Origin of the sequence: Rothia sp. 27098_8_27 (genome assembly GCF_041432805.1) — a bacterium.
Lineage (GTDB): Bacteria > Actinomycetota > Actinomycetes > Actinomycetales > Micrococcaceae > Rothia > Rothia mucilaginosa.
Genome location: NZ_JAPWAJ010000002.1, coordinates 1 through 22,822 on the forward strand (window position 1 = coordinate 1; position 22,822 = coordinate 22,822).

The 22,822-nt window shown below is 58.5% G+C and carries 14 protein-coding genes; 7 read left to right on the top strand and 7 right to left on the bottom strand.

The window, feature by feature from the left end; translation table 11 throughout:
- Window positions 1-68: 68 nt before the first annotated feature.
- The 4 genes from O3675_RS03565 to O3675_RS03580 form a co-directional block, all read right to left on the bottom strand.
- Entirely contained in the window at window positions 69-1,292 is a 1,224-nt protein-coding gene (locus O3675_RS03565) for a hypothetical protein (protein ID WP_141762270.1), read from the bottom strand.
- 132 nt (window positions 1,293-1,424) lie between these two features.
- Entirely contained in the window at window positions 1,425-3,089 is a 1,665-nt protein-coding gene (locus O3675_RS03570; RefSeq protein WP_371571012.1) for a pentapeptide repeat-containing protein, read from the bottom strand.
- 183 nt (window positions 3,090-3,272) lie between these two features.
- Complete coding sequence (locus O3675_RS03575) at window positions 3,273-4,919, bottom strand: pentapeptide repeat-containing protein (protein WP_371571015.1); 1,647 nt, start codon at window positions 4,917-4,919, stop codon at window positions 3,273-3,275.
- A 136-nt stretch (window positions 4,920-5,055) separates the two neighbouring features.
- A complete protein-coding gene (locus tag O3675_RS03580; protein WP_371571017.1) occupies window positions 5,056-7,092 on the bottom strand; it encodes a pentapeptide repeat-containing protein in 2,037 nt (678 codons plus the stop codon).
- 760 nt (window positions 7,093-7,852) lie between these two features.
- On the opposite strand from O3675_RS03580, the gene dnaK reads away from it, so the two are divergent.
- The 4 genes from dnaK (at window position 7,853) to O3675_RS03600 (ending at window position 12,081) form a co-directional block, all read left to right on the top strand.
- Window positions 7,853-9,685, top strand: coding sequence for a molecular chaperone DnaK (dnaK, locus tag O3675_RS03585; protein WP_296548602.1), 1,833 nt, complete (start codon window positions 7,853-7,855; stop codon window positions 9,683-9,685).
- A 2-nt stretch (window positions 9,686-9,687) separates the two neighbouring features.
- Window positions 9,688-10,266, top strand: a complete 579-nt coding sequence (locus O3675_RS03590) for a nucleotide exchange factor GrpE (protein WP_315353959.1) — start codon at window positions 9,688-9,690, stop codon at window positions 10,264-10,266.
- A gap of 312 nt (window positions 10,267-10,578) precedes the next feature.
- A complete protein-coding gene (locus O3675_RS03595; RefSeq protein WP_070688379.1) occupies window positions 10,579-11,571 on the top strand; it encodes a DnaJ domain-containing protein in 993 nt (330 codons plus the stop codon).
- 3 nt (window positions 11,572-11,574) lie between these two features.
- Complete coding sequence (locus tag O3675_RS03600) at window positions 11,575-12,081, top strand: heat shock protein transcriptional repressor HspR (protein WP_049355825.1); 507 nt, start codon at window positions 11,575-11,577, stop codon at window positions 12,079-12,081.
- Window positions 12,082-12,351: 270 nt separating this feature from the next.
- On the opposite strand, the gene trmB is transcribed toward O3675_RS03600, so the two are convergent.
- A complete protein-coding gene (gene trmB, locus O3675_RS03605; RefSeq protein ID WP_005508988.1) occupies window positions 12,352-13,158 on the bottom strand; it encodes a tRNA (guanosine(46)-N7)-methyltransferase TrmB in 807 nt (268 codons plus the stop codon).
- Window positions 13,159-13,654: 496 nt separating this feature from the next.
- On the opposite strand from trmB, the gene O3675_RS03610 reads away from it, so the two are divergent.
- Both O3675_RS03610 and O3675_RS03615 read left to right on the top strand, forming a co-directional pair.
- Window positions 13,655-15,136 (top strand): amino acid permease, encoded by a 1,482-nt coding sequence (locus O3675_RS03610; RefSeq protein ID WP_070688375.1) that lies wholly within the window; start codon window positions 13,655-13,657, stop codon window positions 15,134-15,136.
- 462 nt (window positions 15,137-15,598) lie between these two features.
- On the top strand, window positions 15,599-17,074 hold the full coding sequence (locus tag O3675_RS03615; RefSeq protein WP_371571023.1) for an amino acid permease: 1,476 nt from the start codon (window positions 15,599-15,601) through the stop codon (window positions 17,072-17,074).
- A gap of 180 nt (window positions 17,075-17,254) precedes the next feature.
- Here O3675_RS03615 and O3675_RS03620 read toward each other — a convergent pair whose 3' ends face one another.
- A complete protein-coding gene (locus O3675_RS03620) occupies window positions 17,255-18,829 on the bottom strand; it encodes a dehydrogenase (protein WP_371571025.1) in 1,575 nt (524 codons plus the stop codon).
- 413 nt (window positions 18,830-19,242) lie between these two features.
- On the opposite strand from O3675_RS03620, the gene O3675_RS03625 reads away from it, so the two are divergent.
- Window positions 19,243-21,777: a helix-hairpin-helix domain-containing protein gene (locus O3675_RS03625; protein ID WP_371571028.1), complete on the top strand. Its 2,535-nt coding sequence runs from the start codon at window positions 19,243-19,245 to the stop codon at window positions 21,775-21,777.
- 169 nt (window positions 21,778-21,946) lie between these two features.
- Here the strand turns inward: O3675_RS03625 and O3675_RS03630 are convergent, their stop codons facing one another.
- Window positions 21,947-22,783: an aldo/keto reductase gene (locus tag O3675_RS03630; protein ID WP_371571031.1), complete on the bottom strand. Its 837-nt coding sequence runs from the start codon at window positions 22,781-22,783 to the stop codon at window positions 21,947-21,949.
- Window positions 22,784-22,822: the final 39 nt, after the last annotated feature.

Genomic DNA, 22,822 nt, shown 5'->3' on the forward strand with positions numbered 1-22,822 from the left:
TTTTGATGTCCAAGAAACGGGAGGCAGTTCAGTTCGGCGGGGCTTGTAATTATGAAAATAATCTTTAATTATTTATGCTTACATTTCCCAGTATTGCTGTTATATTCATGTATTGACTCGTTGTACTGTTCAATTCTGTAATCTTCTTTTATTGATATGTAACTTTCTGTCGGATTTAGTGGAAATGTATTGCCAATAAAATCAAATTGTGTATAGCTATTTTTCTCCTGGTTGTAAGTTGGTGTAAAAATGTGTAGATATTTATCTTTGGATTCGACGACTATTCCGAAGGATATGGATTCTGATTGGGGGTTTTGCAGGGTAAATATACAAGAGTATGCATGCATTGGGTTATTTGATGTGGAGCCAATATCCACTACGCCCTTCCCGGCATTTATAACTAATGATGATGTTGGAAATTTAAGTAATATTAATACGACCAAGAGGGTGAATAGTATTGACTTTAGTCCTTTAAATTTTGGTGCGGATTTAGCGATTGATTTAAGAGCGTCGATTGTCTCTAGTGGAGATGAGCTTAGCAATTTTATTTGACCAAAAACGAATGCAAAAAATACAAATAATGCTAGGTCGTCAATGTAACTCTGGGGGGCCATCAGGCTATATATTGCCCACGCTGGAAATCCTGCAAAGAGGGTAAATATTGCGATATGCCAGGTTGCTCTAATGTATACATCTAAATCTAGGTTTTTTTGAGGGCCTTTCGAATCTGATGTGGTATCCATATTTAATGCTGTAATATCTAATGTTTTACTTGGGATGAGTATTAAATATATTATGAATAGTGAGATGACGGTTGAAGATATTAGTTGATACCTATCCTGTGTAAGCTGAAGAGAGGTTATCCTAAACGCTAAATTAATGTTTCCTTGAGTCACCCAGTTGTAATAGTAAAGGGTGAGCATGAAGGTTATGATTAGCGCTATAGGCGATAGTGATAGGACGGTTTTGAATTGCTCTATGAGGAAGTTGTTTGATTTATGGTTTGGAATATCTTCTGGATTCTTTTTGTTGTCCAATTGAATTGATGGTTTGCTTGTTATTATGAGGATTGGAAAAATTGCAAGGAATAGAAATTGGATGCACCTAAAGAAATTTTTTTCATTGAATAGGATTTCTGGAGAGGATAGTATGATCCATGTTAAAAAAGGGAGGATTACGGAAATGGATGGAAATATTATTCTAGGGTTGTTAATTTTATCTATTGTTTTATTTATGATAGGAATCTGTAGAAAGTTGCTGAGTGTTTTTCTTAAAGGAATTTTTGATAGCACTGGAAATCTCTCCTAGCTACTTTGAGAGGAACGGTCACTCTTCAGCATAGTGCAAAACTGTCTAGCCTGTGCTTCTAGCGGTCATACGCAAAGACCCCGCCACACATTCAATGTGGCGGGGCCTTCGGGATATCACTGCGCGGGCTCACTCATGCGCGTGTATTCCTTCTGTCGTTCATCCCAGGAAGACGGATCGAAGAGGACCGCCCCGACCGGGATACGGTAGCCCACGCCGTTCAGCCCGGCTGTACCCAGAGGAATAGGCTGACTGTCCTCGTACACCGCGAAGTTATGCGCCTCCTGACCGGTGGACCCAGAGCCGGCAGACAGCGCAGCAAATCGAGCCTGGTACACCTCACCCGACTCAACATTCTTCGCCGCAAAGAGCGGCGGGCTCTTCACGAAAGACACCTCGCAGAAATCTGCAATGCCTATAAAGGACGCCCCTGCAAAATCTGCGCCTGCCTCAAAGGCTGCATCACGGAACCCGGCGAGTCCCTCAAACGTAGCCCGGCTAAAGTGCGCATCCCCGTAGAAGGTTGCCGCGTTAAACCCGGCATGCCCCTCAAAGACAGCCTCACGGAACTCCGTAACTCCCGCAAAATCTGTCCTGAAGAAGCTCGCATTACCGCCGAAAGACGACCTAAAGAACCCAGCGTTCCCCTCAAAGGAAGCGCCGCTAAAGCCCGCATCCGCCGCAAACGCAGTGTCGCGGAAGTCAGCGTGCCCTCCAAAAGAAGCCTCGCGGAAGTCCGCATTAGCGTTGAAAGACACCCAGCGGAAGACCGCATCACCAGCAAAGCGCGCGTTACTAAAGTCAGCCGTACCCATGAAAGTTACGCCGCTAAAACGCGCATCCTGGTCAAAGACCGCCCGGGTAAAGTTCGCATCGCCCGCAAAGGTCGCCTCATCGAACCCCGCGATTTCTCCGAAGGTTGCGCGGCTGAAATCCGCGGTTCCCACAAAAGTTGCCCCGCTGAAATCTGAACCGTTGCAGAACCTCGCCGCAGAGAAATCGGCGTTCTCAAGAGTCAGACCGTCGAGAGGGTAGAAGACGACCGCCCGGCTGAAATCGAACTCAAAGCCGCTCCACGCGCCGGGAACAACAGCCACCTCGCCCTTCTCATTTTCAGCAAGGGTGCTGCTACGCTTACTCATCTCAACGAAGACGCTGCGGCGAACATCCTGCTCACCACGGAAAGCCGCCAGATCCGTAGCAAAATCACCCGCATAGTTAGCGGGCGGCGTATCAGGTTCAAAAGCTTCAGCCTTGAACGCCCGCGCGAACGGCGAACGCACATAAGCACAGAGGGCATTGACGATGACCTGCCCCTCCTTCTGCCGCGCCTCAACGCTGAGCTGCTCGTCAGCGAGCCACTCATCAACCAGACCCGCAAGCGTGCTGATGGCGCTCGCACGGACTGCCGGGTTCGGATACGCCAGATGCTCAACTGCCTTGCTGTAACGGGTATGGCGCTTGGCATGTACTCGCTGGGGATGTTCCAGCTTTTTCTGGGCGTTCATGCGGTGGAACTCCCCAAGAAAGAGAACGCCCAGCAGGGTGCCGGTGATGAAGAAAATGAACGGCTGAACCTCAAAAGTGGCGATGTCAGTATCAAAGGTGAAAGGCATAAAACCCGCCGTGACAATGCCCAAGAGCGCGATAGCCCAAACCCAGGCGCGGAAGCTAGACAGCTTCCCCTTGAGGTTGCCGAACTGCGCGGCGAGCGGGAAAAGCAGAATGACGACTGCGCAAGCTATCAGCCAAGCCCACGCGGTGCTGGGTGCCAGATGCATGTGGTTCTCCTGTCATCGTTGAAAGGGGCGGGTCATATTCAGCATAGTTCAACAGTGCTTTTCGGGAGCCTATTGGCGTATATATTGCGGGCATACACGAAGACCCCGCCAGTGCTGGATGCACGGGCGGGGTCTGTGCATATGTGTGTGGGCGCTTCCCCGACGGCGGGGGAGTGCTAGGTTTTACTGCGCAGGCTCACTGATGTGGGTGTACTCCTGCTTCTCTTCGTCCCAGGAGCCCGGGTCGTACAGCACCGCACCGACAGGGAGAACGAACGTTCTATTAAGAAGCTGCGCCTCGCCGCAGCTGAAACCGTGCGGGCTCTCCGGGCGCACCTCGAACAAGTAATCCTGCGGATCCGCTTGCGCCGAGAACCGGGCACTCTTCTGTTGACCCTCCGAGTCCCAAAAAGACGGCTCAGCGTACGAGAATCTAGTCTGCCTAAAATCAGCCTTCTGACTGAACTTCGCATCCGCAAAGTAGGCTCCCGCAAAGCTCGCCCCGTTAAAGCTCACCGCCCCCGCGAACGTCGCCCTACCGAAGCCGACAAATGCCGTGAACGTCGCCTCACTAAAGTCGGCGCCCTGCGCGAATGCCGCGTTAGCGAAGTTCGCGTACTGCGGGAAGTCCATGTCATAGCTCGTCCTTATAACCGCAAAAAAACTCGACCGGCTGAACGTGGCGTCGCCGTCGAACCGTGCCCCACCAAAATCCTCGTACTGCGTGAAGGACGCCCCGCTAAAGTCCGCCGTGCCCGCAAAGCTCGTGCCGAGGAACATCGCGGACTGCTTGGTGACTACACCGGCAAAGCGCGCGGCCCCGCCGAAAAGCGACTTGGAGAACACCGCCGGACGGTTGAAGACCGACGCGGCGAAGTGCGCCTCATCGTGGAACGTGGAGGCGGTGAATATTGCCTCTCCGCCGAAGGTGATCGCCGCGAAGCTGGCTATGCCCGCGGTGTTCAAGTGTGAAAAGTTGGCGTCGGACTCGAAGGAGGCTACCGCGAAGTCAGCCGCAGCCGAGAAGACCGCGTCTGAGAAGTCGGCTTCGCCGGTGAAGGTTACGGTCGCAAAGCTTGCCGCGTCCGCAAAGCGTGCCCCGCTGAACTCTGCCGCGCCCGCGAAGTGCGCAGCGCTGAAGCCCACCCAGTCGTTGAAGTTCGCGCCATGGAAGGACGCGTCAGCCGTGAACTGCGCCGCGGAAAAGCTGGTGTCACCGTGGAAGGTTGAACCAGAGAAATCCGCTTGTCCGTAGAAGGTTGCGGAGGCGAAATCGGCGTTCTGAAAGTGCAGCAGCCGTAGCGGGTAGAAGATGGGTGCACCGCCAAAGTCGAAGCGCAGGTCAGCCCATATGGGCGATATTGGCGGTACCGCGTGCTGGCTCTTCTTATGGTCTGCCTTGGTACTTTCGGCTGCGGCGGCGAGGCGGCGGCTGAACTCCACGAAGACGGTGCGGCGCACCAGCTGCTCTTCGCGTAGCGCCTCCTGATCACGTGTGAAGTCGCCTTCGTACCCTTCAGGGGCCTCGTCTGCTTCTAGTATCTGCCGTTTTTGCGCGAGGGGGTAGGGCGTGCGGACGCACCCGGTCAGCGCGTCGATAATAGTCTGGGCTTCTTTGCGGCGCACCTGCTCGGGGAGGGAATCGTCGGTGAGCCATTCGTCCGCGAGGTTTGCGAGCGTGTACACCCCGCTGAGGCGTACGGCGGGCTGGTGCCCGTCGAGGAATTGTTCGAGGGCGTGCGTGTAGCGTTCGTGCCGCCCGGCCTGCTGGGTGTGTGCCGGGGTGTTTTTGCGTTGCCGTAGCGCAGTTAAGAGTTTGTTGAGGTTCATGGGGGTGTGCCCTTCCTTCTCCGGTGCTGGCTTATAACCAGCATAGGGGAGGACCCCGCCCTGGCGCGCTCGCGCTGGGCAAAAGAAGAAGCCCCACCTGCGTGGTATATGCAGGCAGGGCTTCTTTTAGAGAGCCCTACTTGGAGGGGGTTTCTCCCTGATTATTAGACTCTTCTATTGGCTTCGCAGGTTCACTTATATCGTTTGAATCAGGATCGAAAAGTATCGTGCTGAGAGGTATCCTGAACGATTTACCGAGGAGCTTAGCCGTTCCACAACGAATAGGTTTGCTTTCTTCTGTAACGGAGAAATTGTAATCCCGCGGATTCATAGCTGCGGAGAATCGGGCATGCAAACACGTGACAATGAAAATTGGCTTAAATTTTGTGAAGGTCGCTTTGTAGAATCCAACACTTCTTTTGAAAGTAGCCTCGACAAAATTTGCGTTGCTTGTGAAGGTTGCCCCTCCAAATTTAGCCTCACCGGTGAAGATTACGTCGCGGAAGCTAACATCACCTGTGAATGTCGCATTATTGAAGTTAGCCTCATGAGCGAAATCTGCACCCGTAAAGTTTGCTTTACTATGGAATTCTGCATTATTGAAATCTGCATTGCCGCTGAAGGCTACGCGGCTGAAATCCTTAGCATTGATGAAGTGCGTAGCTCCGATAAATTTTGCTTCTCCAATGAAGATCGATTTATTAAAGTCCCCATTATTGATGAATGTTGCATCGATAAAGTTAGCGTCATTGGTGAAAATCGTCCCGCTGAAGTTTGCATCGCAGGTGAAAGTTACACGAGAGAAATCAGCCTTAGCGTGGAACTTCGAAGAAGAGAAATTACCTTTCTCAATTGTGAGGTCATTGAGGGGATAGAAAATTGGTGCTCGGCTGAAATCGAACTCGAAGTTGCTCCATGTACTCGGGCTAGGAACCATTTCTCCCTTTTCATTTTTGATGAAGGTGCTGCTACGTTTGCTCATTTCAACAAAAATGGTACGGCGTACATCCTGTTCTTCGTGGAACTTTGCATAGTCTGCGGTGATATCTTGAAAGTTTTTAAAGCTACCAGATTCTTTAAAACGTTCGTATTGGGCCCGGAGCTGTGGGGAATATTCTTCGAAAGAAGATGCAGCTTCATATTCCTCAAGCTGGTTAAAATCATTACGAGCTTCATATGCTTCAATTTTTTCCGCGGTGAGGAAGGGTGAGCGAATGTAGGAGCAGAGATTGTTGATAATAGTCTGTCCCTCTTTAAGCTGTTCTTCGTTTGTAAGAGCCTCGTCCTCTAACCATTCATCGACAAGGCCCACCAAGGTATATATACCACCCAAACGGACGGCCGATTTCTCATGAGCTAGCTGTTCTACAGCCTTGGTATAGCGGCTACGACGTTCAGCATGAACCTCGCGGCTGTGGTCTCTCTTGTCCTTCTTTTCCTGCGAAGTAAGCTGAAGTTCAAGGTTGTCATGTTGAGCTTTCAGCTGTGATTCAAGGTTCTCTTTTTGGGCTTCTAGCTGTGAACTGAGGGTCTTTTTCTGGGCGTCCAGCTGTGAGTTGAGGTTCTCTTTTTGGGCTTCTAGCTGTGAACTGAGGGTCTTTTTCTGAGCATCCAGCTGTGATTCGAGGTTCGCTTTCTGCGCTTCCAGCTGCTTTCTGAATTGATCCTGCTGCTCGGTAAATTTAGATTTCTCCAAATCATTTTTGCGCCGCGTTTCACTAAGGGTGATGACACCGAGTAGACCACCAGTGGTGTAAATAAGCATTTGACGTAGTGCAGTGCCTTCTCCATTGCTAGAGAAATTATCTGCTATCGCTAGAGGTAGCAAGAAGGCAATAGTGCCGCCAATAATTGTTACCCCAAAAATCCATGAGTTAAACTGCGAAATATTTTTGAGAAACCATATTTTTTTCCACAAGAACAATATGGTTACAAAAATAATGCTCAACATGAGGGTAATAGGAAGCCAATGAATATTTGGACTATGCCACTCAGCGCCGGTCAATAAATAAATAACCAAAGAAATAACTACTGCTATAGCTAATCCAGTAAGTAGTATGCGTTCTGCGCCCCATTTATTATTTGATGTGGCTAATTCTGATGGATCCTGTCTTGTTTCGTCAGTCTGCTTGGAAGCTGCCAAGGGTGCCTTTGAAATGTCTTGTTCTGACACGTAATTCTCCTGTCTACTTTGAGAGGATATGGTCGTAACCAGGATACGGCAGGTGGGTAACCTCAAGCCACAGTTGAGGGTTGAAGAATTGCGGGTCGGACAAGCGGAGATACCTTCATAAAGTGAGCGATGGAGCTTGCAAACATGCCCTCTATATATAAGAGGAGTGAATCTCTGAGATCTCAGGTGGGTGCCCGTAGTTGAGGTGCCTACACGAAGCGCACCCCTAGCAGCGCAGCCGGAGGCCTAGTCTCCAGACCTAAAACCACCCCCGCACAACCCCCGCGCACCCTATATAAGGTGCTCCCAGACCACCTCCCGACACCTCTCGTACCCCAATTTTTTGGGTTTTTCGCCCCTTTTTTAAAAATTTTTTCGCCCAACCATTCTGTCCGTGTCCGCCGTGCGCTGAATCGCCGCGCCGCGCCCTCACTCAGCCCGAAAACCCCGGAATTCCGCGGCAAAACCGCCCATTCGCGCCTCGCCGCCGCCCCAAAATCCCCCGCAAAACACCCCTCCGGAGCCCTAAAACATCCACCCCTCACGCCCCTCCGCATAAAAAAGTTGAGTAAAGTTCGCTCAACTCTATTGACAGCCCCTCCGAGAGGGTGCATACTTGAGTACATGAGGCTCAAGGAAGCCGCGCAGACCACCCCACGCGGGGCGGCACGCGTAGCACCGACCGCCTCCAAAACTTTCAAACTATCCCGCCTCGCATTAGAAGAAGCGGGGCACTAACACCTAAGGAGTGAATAAACATATGGCACGTGCAGTAGGTATTGACCTCGGTACCACCAACTCGGTCGTAGCAGCACTGGAAGGTGGCGACCCCGTCGTCATCGCTAACGCAGAGGGCACCCGCACCACCCCCTCCGTCGTCGCATTCTCCAAGGACGGCGAGGTTCTGGTCGGTAGCGTTGCAAAGCGTCAGGCAGTGACCAACGTCGACCGCACCATCTCCTCCGTCAAGCGCCACATGGGCACTGACTGGACCACCGAGATCGACGGCAAGAAGTACACCCCGCAGGAAATCTCCGCTCGTATCCTCATGAAGCTGAAGGGCGACGCAGAGGCATTCCTGAACGACAAGGTCACCGACGCCGTCATTACCGTCCCCGCATACTTCAACGACGCTGAGCGTCAGGCAACCAAGGAAGCCGGCGAGATTGCAGGCCTGAACGTCCTGCGTATCGTCAACGAGCCCACCGCCGCAGCACTGGCATACGGTCTGGACAAGGGTAAGGAAGACGAGCTCATCCTGGTCTTCGACCTCGGTGGCGGTACCTTCGACGTCTCCCTGCTGGAAGTCGGCAAGGACGACGACGGCTTCTCCACCATTCAGGTTCGCGCAACCAGCGGTGACAACCGCCTCGGTGGTGACGACTGGGACCACCGCGTCGTCGAGTGGCTGCTCGCACAGGTGAAGGCAAACACCGGCGCAGACCTGTCCAAGGACAAGATTGCTCTGCAGCGTCTGCAGGAAGCAGCTGAGCAGGCTAAGAAGGAGCTGTCCAGCGCTTCTAGCACCAACATCTCCCTGCAGTACCTGTCCGTGACCCCCGAGGGCCCCATCCACCTAGATGAGAAGCTGACCCGCGCAAAGTTCGAGGAACTGACCCGCGACCTGCTCGAGCGCACCAAGAAGCCCGTGCTCGACGTAATCAAGGAAGCTGGCGTGTCCATCTCCGAGATCTCCGAGGTCATCCTGGTTGGCGGCTCCACCCGTATGCCCGCTGTTGCTGAGCTCGTCAAGGAGCTCACCGGCCGCGAGCCCAACAAGGGCGTGAACCCCGACGAGGTCGTGGCAATGGGTGCAGCACTGCAGGCAGGCGTGCTGAAGGGCGACCGTAAGGACGTTCTGCTGATCGACGTCACCCCCCTCTCCCTCGGTATCGAGACCAAGGGCGGCGTGATGACCAAGCTGATCGAGCGCAACACCGCAATCCCGACCAAGCGTTCCGAGACCTTCACCACCGCAGAGGACAACCAGCCCTCCGTGACCATTCAGGTCTTCCAGGGTGAGCGTGAGTTCACTCGCGACAACAAGAACCTGGGTACCTTCGAGCTGACCGGCATCGCCCCCGCACCCCGTGGCGTGCCCCAGATTGAGGTCACCTTCGACATCGACGCAAACGGCATCGTCCACGTCTCCGCAAAGGACAAGGGTACCGGTGTTGAGCAGTCCATGACCATCACCGGCGGCACCTCCCTCTCCAAGGACGACATCGACCGCATGGTCAAGGACGCAGAAGCACACGCAGAGCAGGACAAGGCACGCCGCGAGGCTGCTGACACCCGCAACGCAGCTGAGTCCCTCGCATACTCCGTCGAGAAGCTCCTGAAGGAGAACGGCGACAAGCTGCCCGAGGATGTCAAGACCTCCGTACAGGGCGATGTCGACGAGCTGAAGAAGGCACTCGAGGGCGACGACGACGCAGCAGTGAAGTCCGCACTCGAGAAGCTGCAGGCATCCCAGTCCAAGCTGGGCGAGGCACTCTACGCAGCAGCACAGGCTGAGGCATCCGAGTCCAAGCCCGCCGCTGATGAGGACGTTGTCGACGCCGAGGTTATCGACGAAGACGAGAAGAAGTAATCATGGCTGAGCAGGAAAACACCACCCCCGACCCGCTGGAGGAGGCATTCAACGCCCCCGCAGCGGAAGGCCACCCCGAAGCTGAATCGGTTGAAACCGCCGACGACGCAGCGGAAGCCGTCGAGGCTGAGCTCCAGGACGCCGTAGAAGCAGAATCTGCGGATGCGGCACTCGCCGCAGAGCGCCTGGACTCCCTGCTTCGCCTGCAGGCTGAGTTCACCAACTACAAGAACCGCACCGCCCGCGAAAAGGAGCAGCTGCGAGACTTCGTAACCAGTGAACTGGTGACCGCGCTGTTGCCGGTGCTCGATGATATCGACGCCGCACGCAAGCACGGCGACCTGCAGGAAGGCCCCTTCGCCTCCATCGCTACCAAGCTCGAAGAGCTGCTCGGCAAGCAGGGCGTGGAGCGCTTCGGTGAAGTAGGCGACGCCTTCGACCCGAACATCCACGAGGCTGTACTGCAGCAGCCCACTGACGAGGTGGCCGAGGATCATGTCTCCATGGTTCTGCGTTACGGCTACCGCGTGAACGACCGTGTGGTTCGTACCGCTCAGGTGGCTGTGGCTGTCGCACCGTAAGGTGGTCGGCTCAGCATTGGCTGAATAACTAACGACGGGCGGGTGCTCTCCCTGGTGGGGGAGTGCCCGCCCTGTTGTTTGCCTAAGCTGTTCTGCCGGGGTTGCTATACCGGCGTGTTGGCCCGGGTTTTGGTGAGCCGTGCGGCGGTTAAAAGGCTTGTAGGGGTGCTATTTTTTTGGGCTCAGCCCTTTCAAAATTGAGTCAAGTAGACTAAACTTTTATATAGAGTATTAACACAAGCACGCGGTGCCCCTGCAAGCCGTCCCGTAACCGAGGAGGGCGGCGCATCACCGCAGAAGGAGAAACACAACATGGCAAGTGAAAACTGGCTAACCGACGACTTTTATAAGGCACTGGGTGTCAGCGAAGACGCAAGCGAAAGCGACATCAAGAAGGCGTACCGCAAGCTCTCCCGCAAGTACCACCCGGACCTGAACCCCGGCGACGCCGCAGCAGAGAAGAAGTTCAAGGAAATCTCGGAAGCATATGACGTGCTCTCCGACAAGAAGCAGCGCGAAGAGTACGACCAGATCCGCCGCTACGGCGCATCTGGCATGGGCGGCTTCGGCGGAGGCGGCTTCGGCGGTGGCAGCTACACCGGCTACCCCGGCGCGGACGCATTCGGCGGCTTCAGCAACGGCGGCGCAGGCATCAACATCGACGACCTGCTCGGCGGCCTCTTCGGTGGTAGCGCCGGCGGTTCCCGACGCTCCGCAGGCTTCACTAGCGCCGACTTCGGCGGCATGGGCGGCGGCGGCTTCGGTGGCGCACAGCACGCAGCCCCCGAAGAAAGCACCACCAGCACCCGCGTCAGCCTCGCCCAGGCATACACCGGCGCGACCGTGACCGTGTTCCTGCCGGACGGCTCTCACACCGAGGCACGCATCCCCGCAGGCATTAAGGACGGCCAGAAGGTGCGCCTGCGCGGCAAGGGCCTGCGCGGCGGCGACCTGAAGGTCACCGTGCGCGTCTCCGATGACTCCGTGTACTCGCGCGAGGGTAACAACCTGATTATGCGCGCGCCCGTCACCCTCGCTGAGGCCGTCGACGGCGCAGTGATTGAGGTGCCCCTGCCCGATGCATCCACCGTGAAGCTGCGCCTGGCACCCGGTCAGGTCGGTCGCCGACTGCGCGCTAAGGGCCGCGGCTTCAAGGCTAAGGGCGGCGACGGTGACCTGCTGGTCATCCCGGAGATTGTACTGCCCACCGAGCTGAGCGCAGAGGCGCAGGAGGCATTCGATAAGTTCGTAAAACTGGCACCGCAGGAGAACCCGCGTAAGGATCTGTTGAAGAAGGCGAAGTAAACCATGGCATCTCGAGAATCATCATCTAAGTCCCGTAGCGGCAAGCCGTTGCACAGTGTGGACCTGCCGGTTTTCGTGATTTCTGTGGCGGCTGAGCTGGCGGGCATGCACCCGCAGACCCTGCGCCAGTACGACCGTATCGGCCTGGTCCAGCCTTCGCGTGCGCCCGGTAAGGCGCGCCGCTATTCGCAGCGTGACGTGAACCGTCTGCAGCAGATTCAGCAGCTCTCGCAGGAGGGCGTCTCCCTGGAGGGTATTCGCCGCATTATTGAGCTGGAGTCCCTCGTGGAGGAGCAGCAGGAGCAGATTGCGGCGCTGCAGCGTCAGGTTGAGGATGCGAAGGTGAAGCTGGGCTTGGCGGAGCGCGTGTTCGCTGCCGGTACCAGTGGTGACGTGGTGCATATTGCCCGTGGTACCCGCCCGGCGCCTCGTCAGCGTTCTTCGGCTGTGGTGTTGTACCGTCAGCGTCACCAGCCGGCTACGGCGGATGATACGAAACCGCAGCGCTAAACCGGCTAAACCCGCTACACTTGGATAAACGGCTCGGCTGTTTTAGCTCATTTGCGCTAGTCAGCCGCCCATGTAGGCTTGTGCGTCTTTGTGTATACGCCGCGAGAGGGAGGGTAGACCCCCGCCCCGCATGCACTCAGACCCACACACAAGGAGGTGAGGCTCCCCGAACGATCGGGGAGCCTCACCTGCTTTAACGTATGCACTTTGCGCGGTGGCGGGAAACCACCTGGCTGTAACTGGCGCTGCCTCGCTTACTTGCGGCGGTGCTTACTTGCGGCGGTAGGTCAGGTCGTGCGCGCGGCGGCCCGCCTCCTGAGCCTTACGCTCAAAGCTGGTGAGGGTACGACCCTCCCAACGCGGAGCCCAACCACCCAGCGGATCCTCCTCAGTCGCACCGGCGCCGGGGTTCACGTTCTCAAAGTCGGGGTGCGCCTCCAGAACCTCACGCATGACCAGGGCGTACTCCTCCCAGTCGGTCGCCAGACGCCAAATGCCGCCGGGCTTGAGCACGCGCGCAACCTTATCAGCGAACGCCGGGGACACCAGGCGGCGCTTGTGGTGGCGGGACTTGTGCCAGGGGTCCGGGAAGAACACCCACAGCTCGTCCACGGAGTTCTCCTCAAGCATGTTGTCGAGCAGTTCAGGCGCGTTCGCCTGAGCCACACGCACGTTCTCCACGCCGGCGTTGCCCATCTTCAGCAGCAGGTCCGCGATGCCGGGGGTGTACACCTCAACGGCGAGGAAGTTCGCCTCGGGCACCTCAGCTGCGCGGTGCACAATCGCCTCGCCCAGACCGGAACCGATCTCGACGACCTGGTACGCCTCACGGCCGTAAATCTTAACCGGGTCGAAAGTCGCCTCGGGCGCGACGGAGGTGTCGGTGCGCAGGCGCGGGATGTCCAGCACGTGGGTGGGGGAGTAGGTGTCCCACGCCTTCTGGCGGCGCGCGGTGAGGCGGTCGCCGCGGCGGACGAAGGAGTAGGGCTGGCGGAAGAATTCTTCGGGAACCGGCTTCTTGGCCTTTTCTTCGGTGGATTCGGGTGCCTGGCTAGGCTGCGTGTTCTCAGTAGACATACCTAAAAGAATAGCGTAGCGCCGCTACACCGTGCGGTTTCGCGGCGCGTGGGGCTGGCGTGATGCTGAACTAGCCGGGCGTGGGGTGGGTGCGGTGTTCGTCTGGCGGGCGTAGAAATTTAGCGCGCAGACAAAAGTGCGGCGGCTCAGGGGTGATGCGGGGCGTGTTTCGGGTGGAGGCTGAGAGATGCCGCAGACTCGCCCCGTCTCAATCGCCCCGTCTCAAAAATCTGGTGATGTTGTATTCCTTGTACTTGTGTGGGTATGAGGGGGTAAAATTTGAAATTATGCATTCTCTGCATAACCCTTTATCGGCGATGCAAGAAAATCGGAAGCCCCGCGAAATCGGAGCCCACAAGCCCAAGCGCACCGCGCTGGCTCGGGAAGCGCGGGAACCGCCTCTTGGCGCGCCGTTCAGGATTATGCATGAATACCAACCACCCGGACTCGCCCCCGAGTGAAATTTAGGGCGAATCGACGCAGGAAAGAGAAATACGTGACACAGCAGCCAACGCAGCACAACTCCGTCACTGGCCTAGACTCCGAAGCTGAGCACTCCAAGCTTCAGCGCGGACTAAGCTACCGACACATCCAGCTGATCGCTATTGGCGGCGCCATCGGCACCGGCCTTTTCCTCGGCTCGGCAAAGACCATCGCCTTGACCGGCCCCTCCATCGTCTTTGTTTACGCCATTATCGGTAGCGTCATCTACTTTGTTCTGCGCGCCATGGGCGAGATTCTGCTCTCCAACCCCAAATACAAGTCCTTCACCGACTTCATCACCGACATCCTCGGCCTGCGCGCCGGCTTCTTCGTCGGCTGGTCGTACTGGTTCTTCTGGGTCGTCACAGGTATCGCGGACGTCATTGCCATTACCGGCTACATCAAATACTGGTGGCCGGAAATCCCAGCCTTCATCCCGGCGCTGACCGTTATCGTGGCTCTGCTGCTGCTGAACCTGCCCTCGGTGAAGAACTTCGGTGAAATCGAATTCTGGTTCGCAGTCATTAAAATCGTCGCGATTGTCGCCCTCATTATTGTTGGTGCGCTCATGGTTGCCTTTAGCTTCACCGCGCCCGACGGTACCGTCGCCTCTGTGGCAAATCTCTGGGATCGCCCCGGCCCCTCCGGTAGCGGTATCTTTACCCAGGGCCTGACGGGCTTCCTGGGTGCCTTCCAGATTGCGCTCTTTGCCTTCGTGGGTGCTGAGCTGGTCGGTACCGCCGTGGCGGAAACCGAACACCCCGAACGCACCCTGCCCAAGGCGATTAATGCGGTACCCTTCCGCATTGGCCTCTTCTACGCGCTGCCGCTGCTGACCATCCTCGCCGTCACCCCCTGGGACAAGTTGGATAAGTCCATGAGCCCCTTCGTGGGCATGTTCTCCCTGGCTGGCATTGCTGTTGCCGCCTCCCTGGTGAACTTTGTGGTGCTGACCTCCGCGGCGTCCTCGGCGAACTCCGGTATTTTCTCGACCTCCCGCATGGTCTACGGTCTGGCGCATGACGGTGCCGCCCCCTCCGCACTGGGTAAGCTCACCAAGAACGGTGTGCCCGCCAACGCCCTGTACCTGACCACCGTGATGCTGCTGTTTAGTCTGGTCATGTTGTATGCCGGTAGCGGCATCATGGAGGCGTTCACCGTGGTGACCTCCGTGGCGTCGATGATGGGTATCTTCACCTGGAGCATGATCCTGATTGCGTACCTGGTGTACCGCAAGAAGTTCCCGGAGCGCCACGAGGCGTCCGCGTACAAGATGCCCTGGGGTATTGGCATGAGCTGGTTTGGTCTGGTCTTCTTCGCCGTCATGGTCTACGCCCTGAGCCTGTACCCGGACACCGCAATCGGCCTGGCGCTGACCCCCATCTGGTTTATCGCTCTGGCTATTGGCTACGAGATTCTGACCCGCCGCCACGCGGCGAAGCGTGCTCGTGCGCTGGCTGTTGAAAACGCTGCTGACAAGGCTGGTCAGAAGTAGTTTCTGTTCTTTCTGCGGCGTTTATGTAGTGTTTCTGCGGCGCTGTTGGTAAGCCCCGTTTCTGCATTCTTTTAGGATGCGGAGGCGGGGCTTTCGCGTGCCCTCGTGCCTGCCTGTTTACGTTCCGGGCGGCATTTTTTACACCGCTTGATATGACGTAAATAATAGAAACAGGTCACATTTTTGCCGTAAATCCTGTTTTCTTGCACTTAACACCTGTAGAATAACTATCCAAGTAGCTGTGAGAGCTCCCAGAAAAACTTCGCGTTAGTCGATAGTGTGACACTTCCGAGTACCGCGCGGTAGCTGGCATGGAGCCCCAGCCGCGCCCCGAAATCCGGGGACGCCCCGCAAGCTAATGGCCGCATATTCATACAGTGACCGTGCCTGCTGCGATCTAGCGATTCTTATTCCAGTAACGGCACATGCGGTACGGGGTACAACCGCTGAAAAGAGGACGTCGTGACTGAACAGAACAACGTCAGCCTGAATCCTAAAGCTCCCGAACAGGGAGAGCGACTGCACCGCGGTCTAAGCAACCGCCACATCCAGCTCATCGCAATCGGCGGTGCCATCGGTACCGGCCTGTTCATGGGCTCCGGCCGCGCTATCTCCATGGCGGGTCCCTCAGTTATTTTCGTGTACATGCTCATCGGCGCCGTCATCTTCCTGGTGCTGCGAGCTATGGGCGAGATTCTGCTCTCCAACCTGAGGTACAAGTCCTTCTCTGACTTCACCACCGACCTTGTCGGCCCCATGGCGGGCTTCTTCCTCGGCTGGTCCTACTGGTTCATGTGGGTGGTTACCGCCGTCGCGGACATCATCGCAATCGTCGGCTACCTGCACATGTGGTGGCCCGACCTGCAGCCATGGATCCCGGCGCTCGCCGTCATCGGCGTTCTGCTGACCCTGAACCTGGTCTCCGTGAAGAACTTCGGAGAAATCGAATTCTGGTTCTCCATGATTAAGATTGTCGCCATCGTCGCCCTGATTATCGTTGGCGGCGGCATGATTGCCGTCGGCTTCACCTCGCCCAGTGGTGCGCAGGCATCCGTCGCAAACCTCTGGAACGACGGCGGAATGTTCCCCAACCACCTGATTGGCTTCCTCGGTGCATTCCAGATTGCCGTCTTCGCGTTCATGGGTTCCGAGCTCGTCGGTACCACCGCCGCAGAAACCCAGGACCCCGAAAAGACCCTGCCCAAGGCAATTAACGCCGTGCCGGTACGTATTATGGTCTTCTACGTGGGCGCGCTCGCCGTCATCCTGATGGTCACCCCCTGGCGCCTGGTCAGCCCCGATAAGAGTCCCTTCGTCGCCATGTTCACTCTGGCGGGCCTGGGCATCGCCGCGCATATCATCAACTTCGTGGTGATTACCAGCGCGACCTCCTCGGCGAACTCCGGTATCTTCTCCACCTCGCGTATGGCATTCGGCCTGGCACGCGAGCGCAGTGCACCGCAGTTCCTGGGCAAGATTTCCAAGAATGGCGTGCCGCATAACGCGCTGTTCCTCTCCGCCGTGATGCTGCTGTCCTCGATTGTGCTGCTCTACGCGGGTGACTCGATCTCTCGTGCGTTCAACCTGGTCACCACCGTGGCTGCGGTGCTCGTGATTTTTGCGTGGGCCATGATTATGGTCAGCTACCTGATGTATCGCAAGAAGTTCCCCTCGCGCCACAAGAAGTCGAAGTTCCGTCTGCCCGGCGGCCGTTTCTCCGCGTGGCTGGCTCTGGCGTTCTTCGCTTTCACCATTGGTGTGCTGACCATGAACGAGGAAACTCTCATGGGTCTGCTCGCGATGCCCGTCTGGTTTGCGATTCTGGGTATCGGCTGGGTCTTCAAGCGCCGCGCTGATGCACGCCGCGAAGAGGCAATCTCGACCCGCACCGCGCAGATTGCGATTGTGGAGGCGTCCGAGATCTTCTCGGCACGCTAAGCCGCATCTACTATCTGCGCCGGCTATCGGTGCCGGCTGCCGCAGCTGGTATCCCGTGCATGTGTAAAGCCCGCGTCACCTGCTCCTCTCAGGGAGCGGGGGACGCGGGCTTTCGCTGTCTCCAGGGATGAACCAGAGAGGCTCTAGAGATGAACCAGAGAGGCTCGCGGGAGTGCTTGCCTAGACGGAAGCCACCTCAGCCTCTTCGGCAAGCGGGTCGTTGTCGTCATCGGTGCGGTAGAAATCCCAGCGTTCACAACCGCATCCCGAACGCATCGCCTCGATGACGGCGGCAGCTGCCTCCAGCGGGTCGAGCGCGTGCAGGTTCCACAGCGCATGCACCGGTACCGGGCGCCTCCAGCCGTGCTCCTGCAGAAACTCGGGGTCGAAGGCGGGTAGCGCCTCGGCGGTGGGTTCGAGCTCGCAGAGGAAACCGGTGGGGGAGCGGAAGACCGTCACCACGGGGGTCGGGTCGGCGTCTTCCAGACAGGCGCCGTCGAAGAAGTAGTAGGTGCTCAGGCGGCGGTTCCAGGCAAGCTGCGCGAGGCGTTCACCGAAGACTTCCACCGTCTGCTCCCACCGAGTGCGGTGGTACGCCGCTAGGTCGGTGTGGGCGGTCTGCACCACGCCGATGCCCTGCTCGGTGAGTTCGCGGGCGCTCAGACGCGCGGGCTCTGCCGGTTCCGCGGGAGCGTCCGCAGGGGAGACGTCCGGGGTATCCAACTCTGCTAGTTCTGCTTTGGTGAGCTCCGCGTTAGCCAGCTCAGCGTTAGTCAGCTCAGCGTCGAGGAGCTCAAGCTCCTCAGCGGCGCCCGCCTCCACGGCAGCTGCGTTGGCTTCGTTCTTCGTCCACAGGCGCAGCTCGCGGGCAATCTGCGTGCGTCCGCGATGCAGAGTCGTCTGCCAGGAACCGAACTTGGCGCGTACCGCACCCAGCGGCGGCACCTGCTCAATGAGCGTGGGAATGGTAGACCAGTAGCCGTAGTTCAGCGCCGTCGGATCGCGGTCGTAGCGGGCACAATAGCTCAAAAACAGGCTCAGAGTCTTCGGCGCAAAATCCTCGGGTACCGCCGCGGCGTCGATATACCACTCGTTCTCGAGTGCCTCCGCCGGGTAGATACCGGTGCGGAGCATGCCCAAGGACCAGTCGCCGTCGCCGAGGTAATCGTTGACCGTCTGTGCGGGGGCAGGCCACGCCGATTCGCCCTCCATGCTGGCGGCAAGCAGGGTGTACAGGCTACCGCCCTCGGTGCCGATTTCTTCCAAGCCGCGCAGCCGGATGTCCTCGAGGGTCTGCGCGTAGGCTTCTTCCTCCAGCTGGGAGTAGGGGTGTGCGGCAAGGTACTTGAGCGTTGCGCCAATCTTCGCCAGAACGTGTGCAATGTCTTCATTGTTGAAGTGGCGTGCCTCCAGCGCGGACGGCAGGTCGTGAATAATATCGCAATCAAGAATCAGCGCCGCGTACTCGGGCTCCGGAGGCAAATCGTAGGCTTCCGCGAAAACGTACCAGAGGCCGCATGCGAGCACCGTGTAGCTCGGGGCGTCTGCCGTGACCGGGCCAAACTGCCAGATGCCGGAGCTCAGCGCATAGTTCAGGTACTTCTTGTTGATGTGCGGGTACAGAAAGTTGAGGCGGCGGAGAACCTGGGTAGGGGTGAACCCCAGCGCGGCGAGTTCGGCGATGAGTTCCGCGTACTCGTCGTGAAAATCTAAGTAGCCCTCCGGCGCGTTTGATAGCGCGGCTTGTTCGCGCATGGGTCCCTCTTTCATCTGCAGGATGTGGCGGCACCATGTCGTACCGTGCCGCCGAAACCCTGAACGTGTGCACGCAGATAAGGGTGTTTGCGTGGCGTGAGTCCAGCTCTTATCTGCACGAATAAGAGATATTTTTTCAAAAAAATATGCTCTTTTATCTAAATTTATCGCTGAAACTAAGCACTATTCAAATACGTGAACCCCTAACACGGTTTCTTACGGAAAGATGACAATATTTAGCGCACCCACAGGGCAAAATGTGCGTAAAGACTCGTAATCTGCACTAGAAGATGCGATAGAAAAATACGCTTACCCGCACCCGCACAGGCGAGCAAAATACGCCCCGCGCTGACTCTTTTCTCAGCATTACCGGCCAACCCATGAGCCGCGGCGAAATATGCGAAACTGGAAGGATGAGCGAACACCCCCTCCCGAGCAGTATCCGCCCGCGCGCGGATCGAGCTGCAGACCCCGCGCCCAGCAGCGCCGCCGGCAATGAACTCAGCAGCGCCGCACACCGCGAAAAACACGAAACCGGCGGCAAGACTGAGCAGCCCGCCGAGCACCTCATCAACGCGCTCGCCGTAGAAACCGGCATCGCGCCGCACCGCATCCGCGCAGCCGTGGCGCTGCTTGACGCCGACAACTCCGTACCCTTCATCGCCCGCTACCGCAAAGAAGCAACGGGTGCACTCACCGACACTCAGTTGCGCACCATCCAGTCGCGTCTGGGTCAGCTCCGCGCCCTCGAAGAGCGTCGCAACCGCGTGCTCGAAGCGCTCACCGAACGCGCCGACGAAGGCCTCATCGACCCGCTCACCCTGCTGCAGCTGCGTTCCTCGCTCATGAACGCCGCCACCATCGCAGACGTGAACGCCATCTACGCCCCGTACCGCAGCGAGCGCGTGACCCGCGCGCAGATGGCGCGTGCCGCCGGGCTTGATTCCCTCGTCGAAGACCTGCTGGAGGTGCCCCTCGCCGAGGCACACGCTATCGCCGCCGCATACATTACCGACGACACCGAAGACGATGAGGACGAGGGCATTGAGGTTGCAGAGGCGGACGAAGCCCTGCAGATTCACAGTGCCGAAGAGGCCCTCGACGGTGCCCGCGCAATTCTGGTTGACCGCGCCCTCACCAACCCGGTGCTGAGCGAAAAGCTCCTCAAGCGCTTGCGTGAAGGCGGCGTGATTGAGTCTCGCGTGATTGCCGGTCAGGAAAGCATTGGTGCGAAGTTCTCCGACTATTTCGCCTTCTCGGACCGTATTCGTTCCATTCCGCCGCACCGTGTGCTGGCGCTGCACCGCGCCAAGGACGCCGGCGTGGTGCGCCTCAAAGTGGATGTGGCACCCGCCCCCGTGGCGCTCAGCCGCCTGCGTGGTGCCGCCCGCGCCGAAGCTGAGGCCGCCGCCGAAAATTACGAGAACGTCCGTTCTGCATACGAGCGTGAAGTCGCCGCCGCGCTACGCATCCCCGTGCAGGTGCTCAACACCGTCGACGACGAAGATCGCGTGCTCGGCTGGCTCGCCGCGACCGTGCGCACCGCATGGCGCAGCCACCTGCGCCCGCGCCTTGCCGAACGCATCCGCCACCAGCTGCTCGACGCCGCCGCACAGCACGCGACCGAGGTGTTCGCCTCCAACCTGCGCGATATTCTGCTCGCCGCACCCGCCGGACACAAGACCACCCTCGGTCTGGACCCGGGCCTGCGCCACGGCGTGAAATACGCCGTAGTCGACGGCACCGGTGAGCCGCTGCGCGTGGGCACCGTCTACCCGCACGCCCCGCGCAACCAATGGGCAGAAGCACTGCGCGAGCTCGCCGCCGCCTGCCGCGAGCACGGCGTGGAACTCATTGCCATTGGCAACGGCACCGCAAGCCGCGAAACCGACAAGCTCGCCAGCGAACTGATCCGCACCCTGCGCGAGGAAGGCGCAGAAGCACCCCAGAAGGTGACCGTCTCGGAGGCGGGCGCCTCCGTCTACTCCGCCTCCGCCCTCGCCGCCGCCGAGCTGCCCGACTACGACGTGACCGTACGCGGCGCCGTCTCCATTGCCCGCCGCCTGCAGGATCCGCTCGCCGAGCTCGTCAAAATCGACCCGCAGTCCATCGGCGTGGGCCAGTACCAGCACGACGTGCCACCCGCCGCCCTGCGCCGTGCCCTCAACGACACCGTCGAAGACTGCGTGAACGCCGTGGGTGTGAACCTCAACAGCGCCTCCGTGCAGTTGCTCGCGCACGTGGCGGGCGTGGGCACCGCAACCGCCGAACGCATCGTCGCCTACCGCACTGAACACGGTCCCTTCGCGAACCGTCAGCAGCTGCTGAACGTGCCGCGACTGGGGGCGAAAACCTTCCGCCAGGCGGCAGGATTTATTCGCATCCGCGGCGGCGAGGAGCCGCTGGACGCCTCCGCCGTGCACCCGGAAGCCTACCCGCTCGCGCGCCGCATTATTGCTGACGCGCAGGCACGCAACGGCGCCCACTGGGTTGCCGGCGCCCTGGGTACCTCGGACGGTAGCGACCCGCTCGCCGGGCTGAACCCAGCCGACTATGTGCAGGATAGCGATACTCAGGCGAGCGCGGACGAAGGCACCGCCGGCGTGTACACGGTCGAGGACATCTTCGCCGAGCTGCGCCGCCCCGGCCTGGATCCGCGCGGTAGCTTCCGCACCGCCCGATTCTCCGAGTCCGTCTCGCATTTCGAGGACGTGCGCCCCGGCATGGTGCTCGAGGGCACCGTCTCGAACGTGGCGGCATTCGGCGCGTTCGTGGATATTGGCGTGCACCAGGACGGCCTCGTGCACATCTCGCAGATGAGCCGCGGCTACGTGGCGAACCCACACGACATTGTGCGCAGCGGCGACATCGTGCAGGTGCGCGTCGTGGAGGTTGACCCGGCTCGCCGCCGCATCTCCCTCTCCCTGCTGGTAGAGGACGAGAACTAGCGGGCGAAAGATGGCTGCGGAGCGCTCGCCGACTTATTGAGCAATCCGCGAATGAGCATTCTCTAAAACCTTGGCTCCCGCAAGAGCGCACAAAAGCCCCGACAAGCACTATCTGTGCCTGTCGGGGCTTTATTTAGGTGTGTATCGAGCTATACGCCCGAGCTACACCTTAGAAGTCAATGTTCGCCGGGTCAGCGCCAATACGACCCTCGGGGGTGGAGAGCGCATCCACGGCCGCGATGTCCTCGGCGGTCAGCTTCACGTTTACCGACGCCAGGTTCTCCTCAATGCGGGAGGGGGTCACAGACTTCGGGATAGCCACGGTGCCCTTAGCCAGGTGCCACGCCAGCACGACCTGCGCGGGGGTTGCGCCGTGGCGCTCCGCGATCTCAGCCAGCACGGGGTTCTGCAGCAGGTCGCTGCCGTTGCCCAGCGGGCTCCACGCCTGGGTTGCGATACCGTACTCGGCGTGAACGGCGCGCAGCGCCTCCTGCGAGAAGTAGGGGTGCAGCTCAATCTGGTGGATGGCCGGAACCACGCCGGTCTCCTCGATAATCTCGCGCAGCTGCTCCTCGGGGAAGTTCGAAACACCAATGGAACGGACCTTACCCTGCTTCTGCAGCTCAATCAGCGCACGCCAGGAATCCAGGTACAGGCCCTGCTGCGGCTTAGCCCAGTGAATCAGGTACAGGTCAACGTAGTCGGTGCCCAGCTTGTCCAGGGACACCTCGAACGCCTCGAAAGCGCTCTCGTAGCCCTGGTCGGAGTTCCACAGCTTGGTGGTGAGGAAGATGTCTTCGCGAGCCACGCCGGAGTTAGCGATAGCGCGGCCTACGCCCGCCTCGTTGCCGTAAATAGCGGCGGTGTCGATGTGGCGGTAGCCGGTCTCCAGGGCGGTGCCCACAACCTTCTCGGCGACCTCGTCCTCGACCTGCCACACGCCGTAGCCCAGCTGCGGAATGGATCGGCCGTCGTTGAACTTTACGTTGGGTACGTTGTAGCTCATGATGCTCCTTTGGAATCTATGGGGAGGCGGCGCCTCCGT

Coding starts and splice junctions, on each gene's coding strand:
- O3675_RS03575 (WP_371571015.1), bottom strand. CDS start 4,919: ATGAACCTCAACAAACTCTTAACTGCGCTACGGCAACGCAAAAACACC.
- O3675_RS03625 (WP_371571028.1), top strand. CDS start 19,243: ATGAGCGAACACCCCCTCCCGAGCAGTATCCGCCCGCGCGCGGATCGA.
- trmB (WP_005508988.1), bottom strand. CDS start 13,158: ATGTCTACTGAGAACACGCAGCCTAGCCAGGCACCCGAATCCACCGAA.
- dnaK (WP_296548602.1), top strand. CDS start 7,853: ATGGCACGTGCAGTAGGTATTGACCTCGGTACCACCAACTCGGTCGTA.
- O3675_RS03630 (WP_371571031.1), bottom strand. CDS start 22,783: ATGAGCTACAACGTACCCAACGTAAAGTTCAACGACGGCCGATCCATT.
- O3675_RS03595 (WP_070688379.1), top strand. CDS start 10,579: ATGGCAAGTGAAAACTGGCTAACCGACGACTTTTATAAGGCACTGGGT.
- O3675_RS03590 (WP_315353959.1), top strand. CDS start 9,688: ATGGCTGAGCAGGAAAACACCACCCCCGACCCGCTGGAGGAGGCATTC.
- O3675_RS03570 (WP_371571012.1), bottom strand. CDS start 3,089: ATGCATCTGGCACCCAGCACCGCGTGGGCTTGGCTGATAGCTTGCGCA.
- O3675_RS03620 (WP_371571025.1), bottom strand. CDS start 18,829: ATGCGCGAACAAGCCGCGCTATCAAACGCGCCGGAGGGCTACTTAGAT.
- O3675_RS03600 (WP_049355825.1), top strand. CDS start 11,575: ATGGCATCTCGAGAATCATCATCTAAGTCCCGTAGCGGCAAGCCGTTG.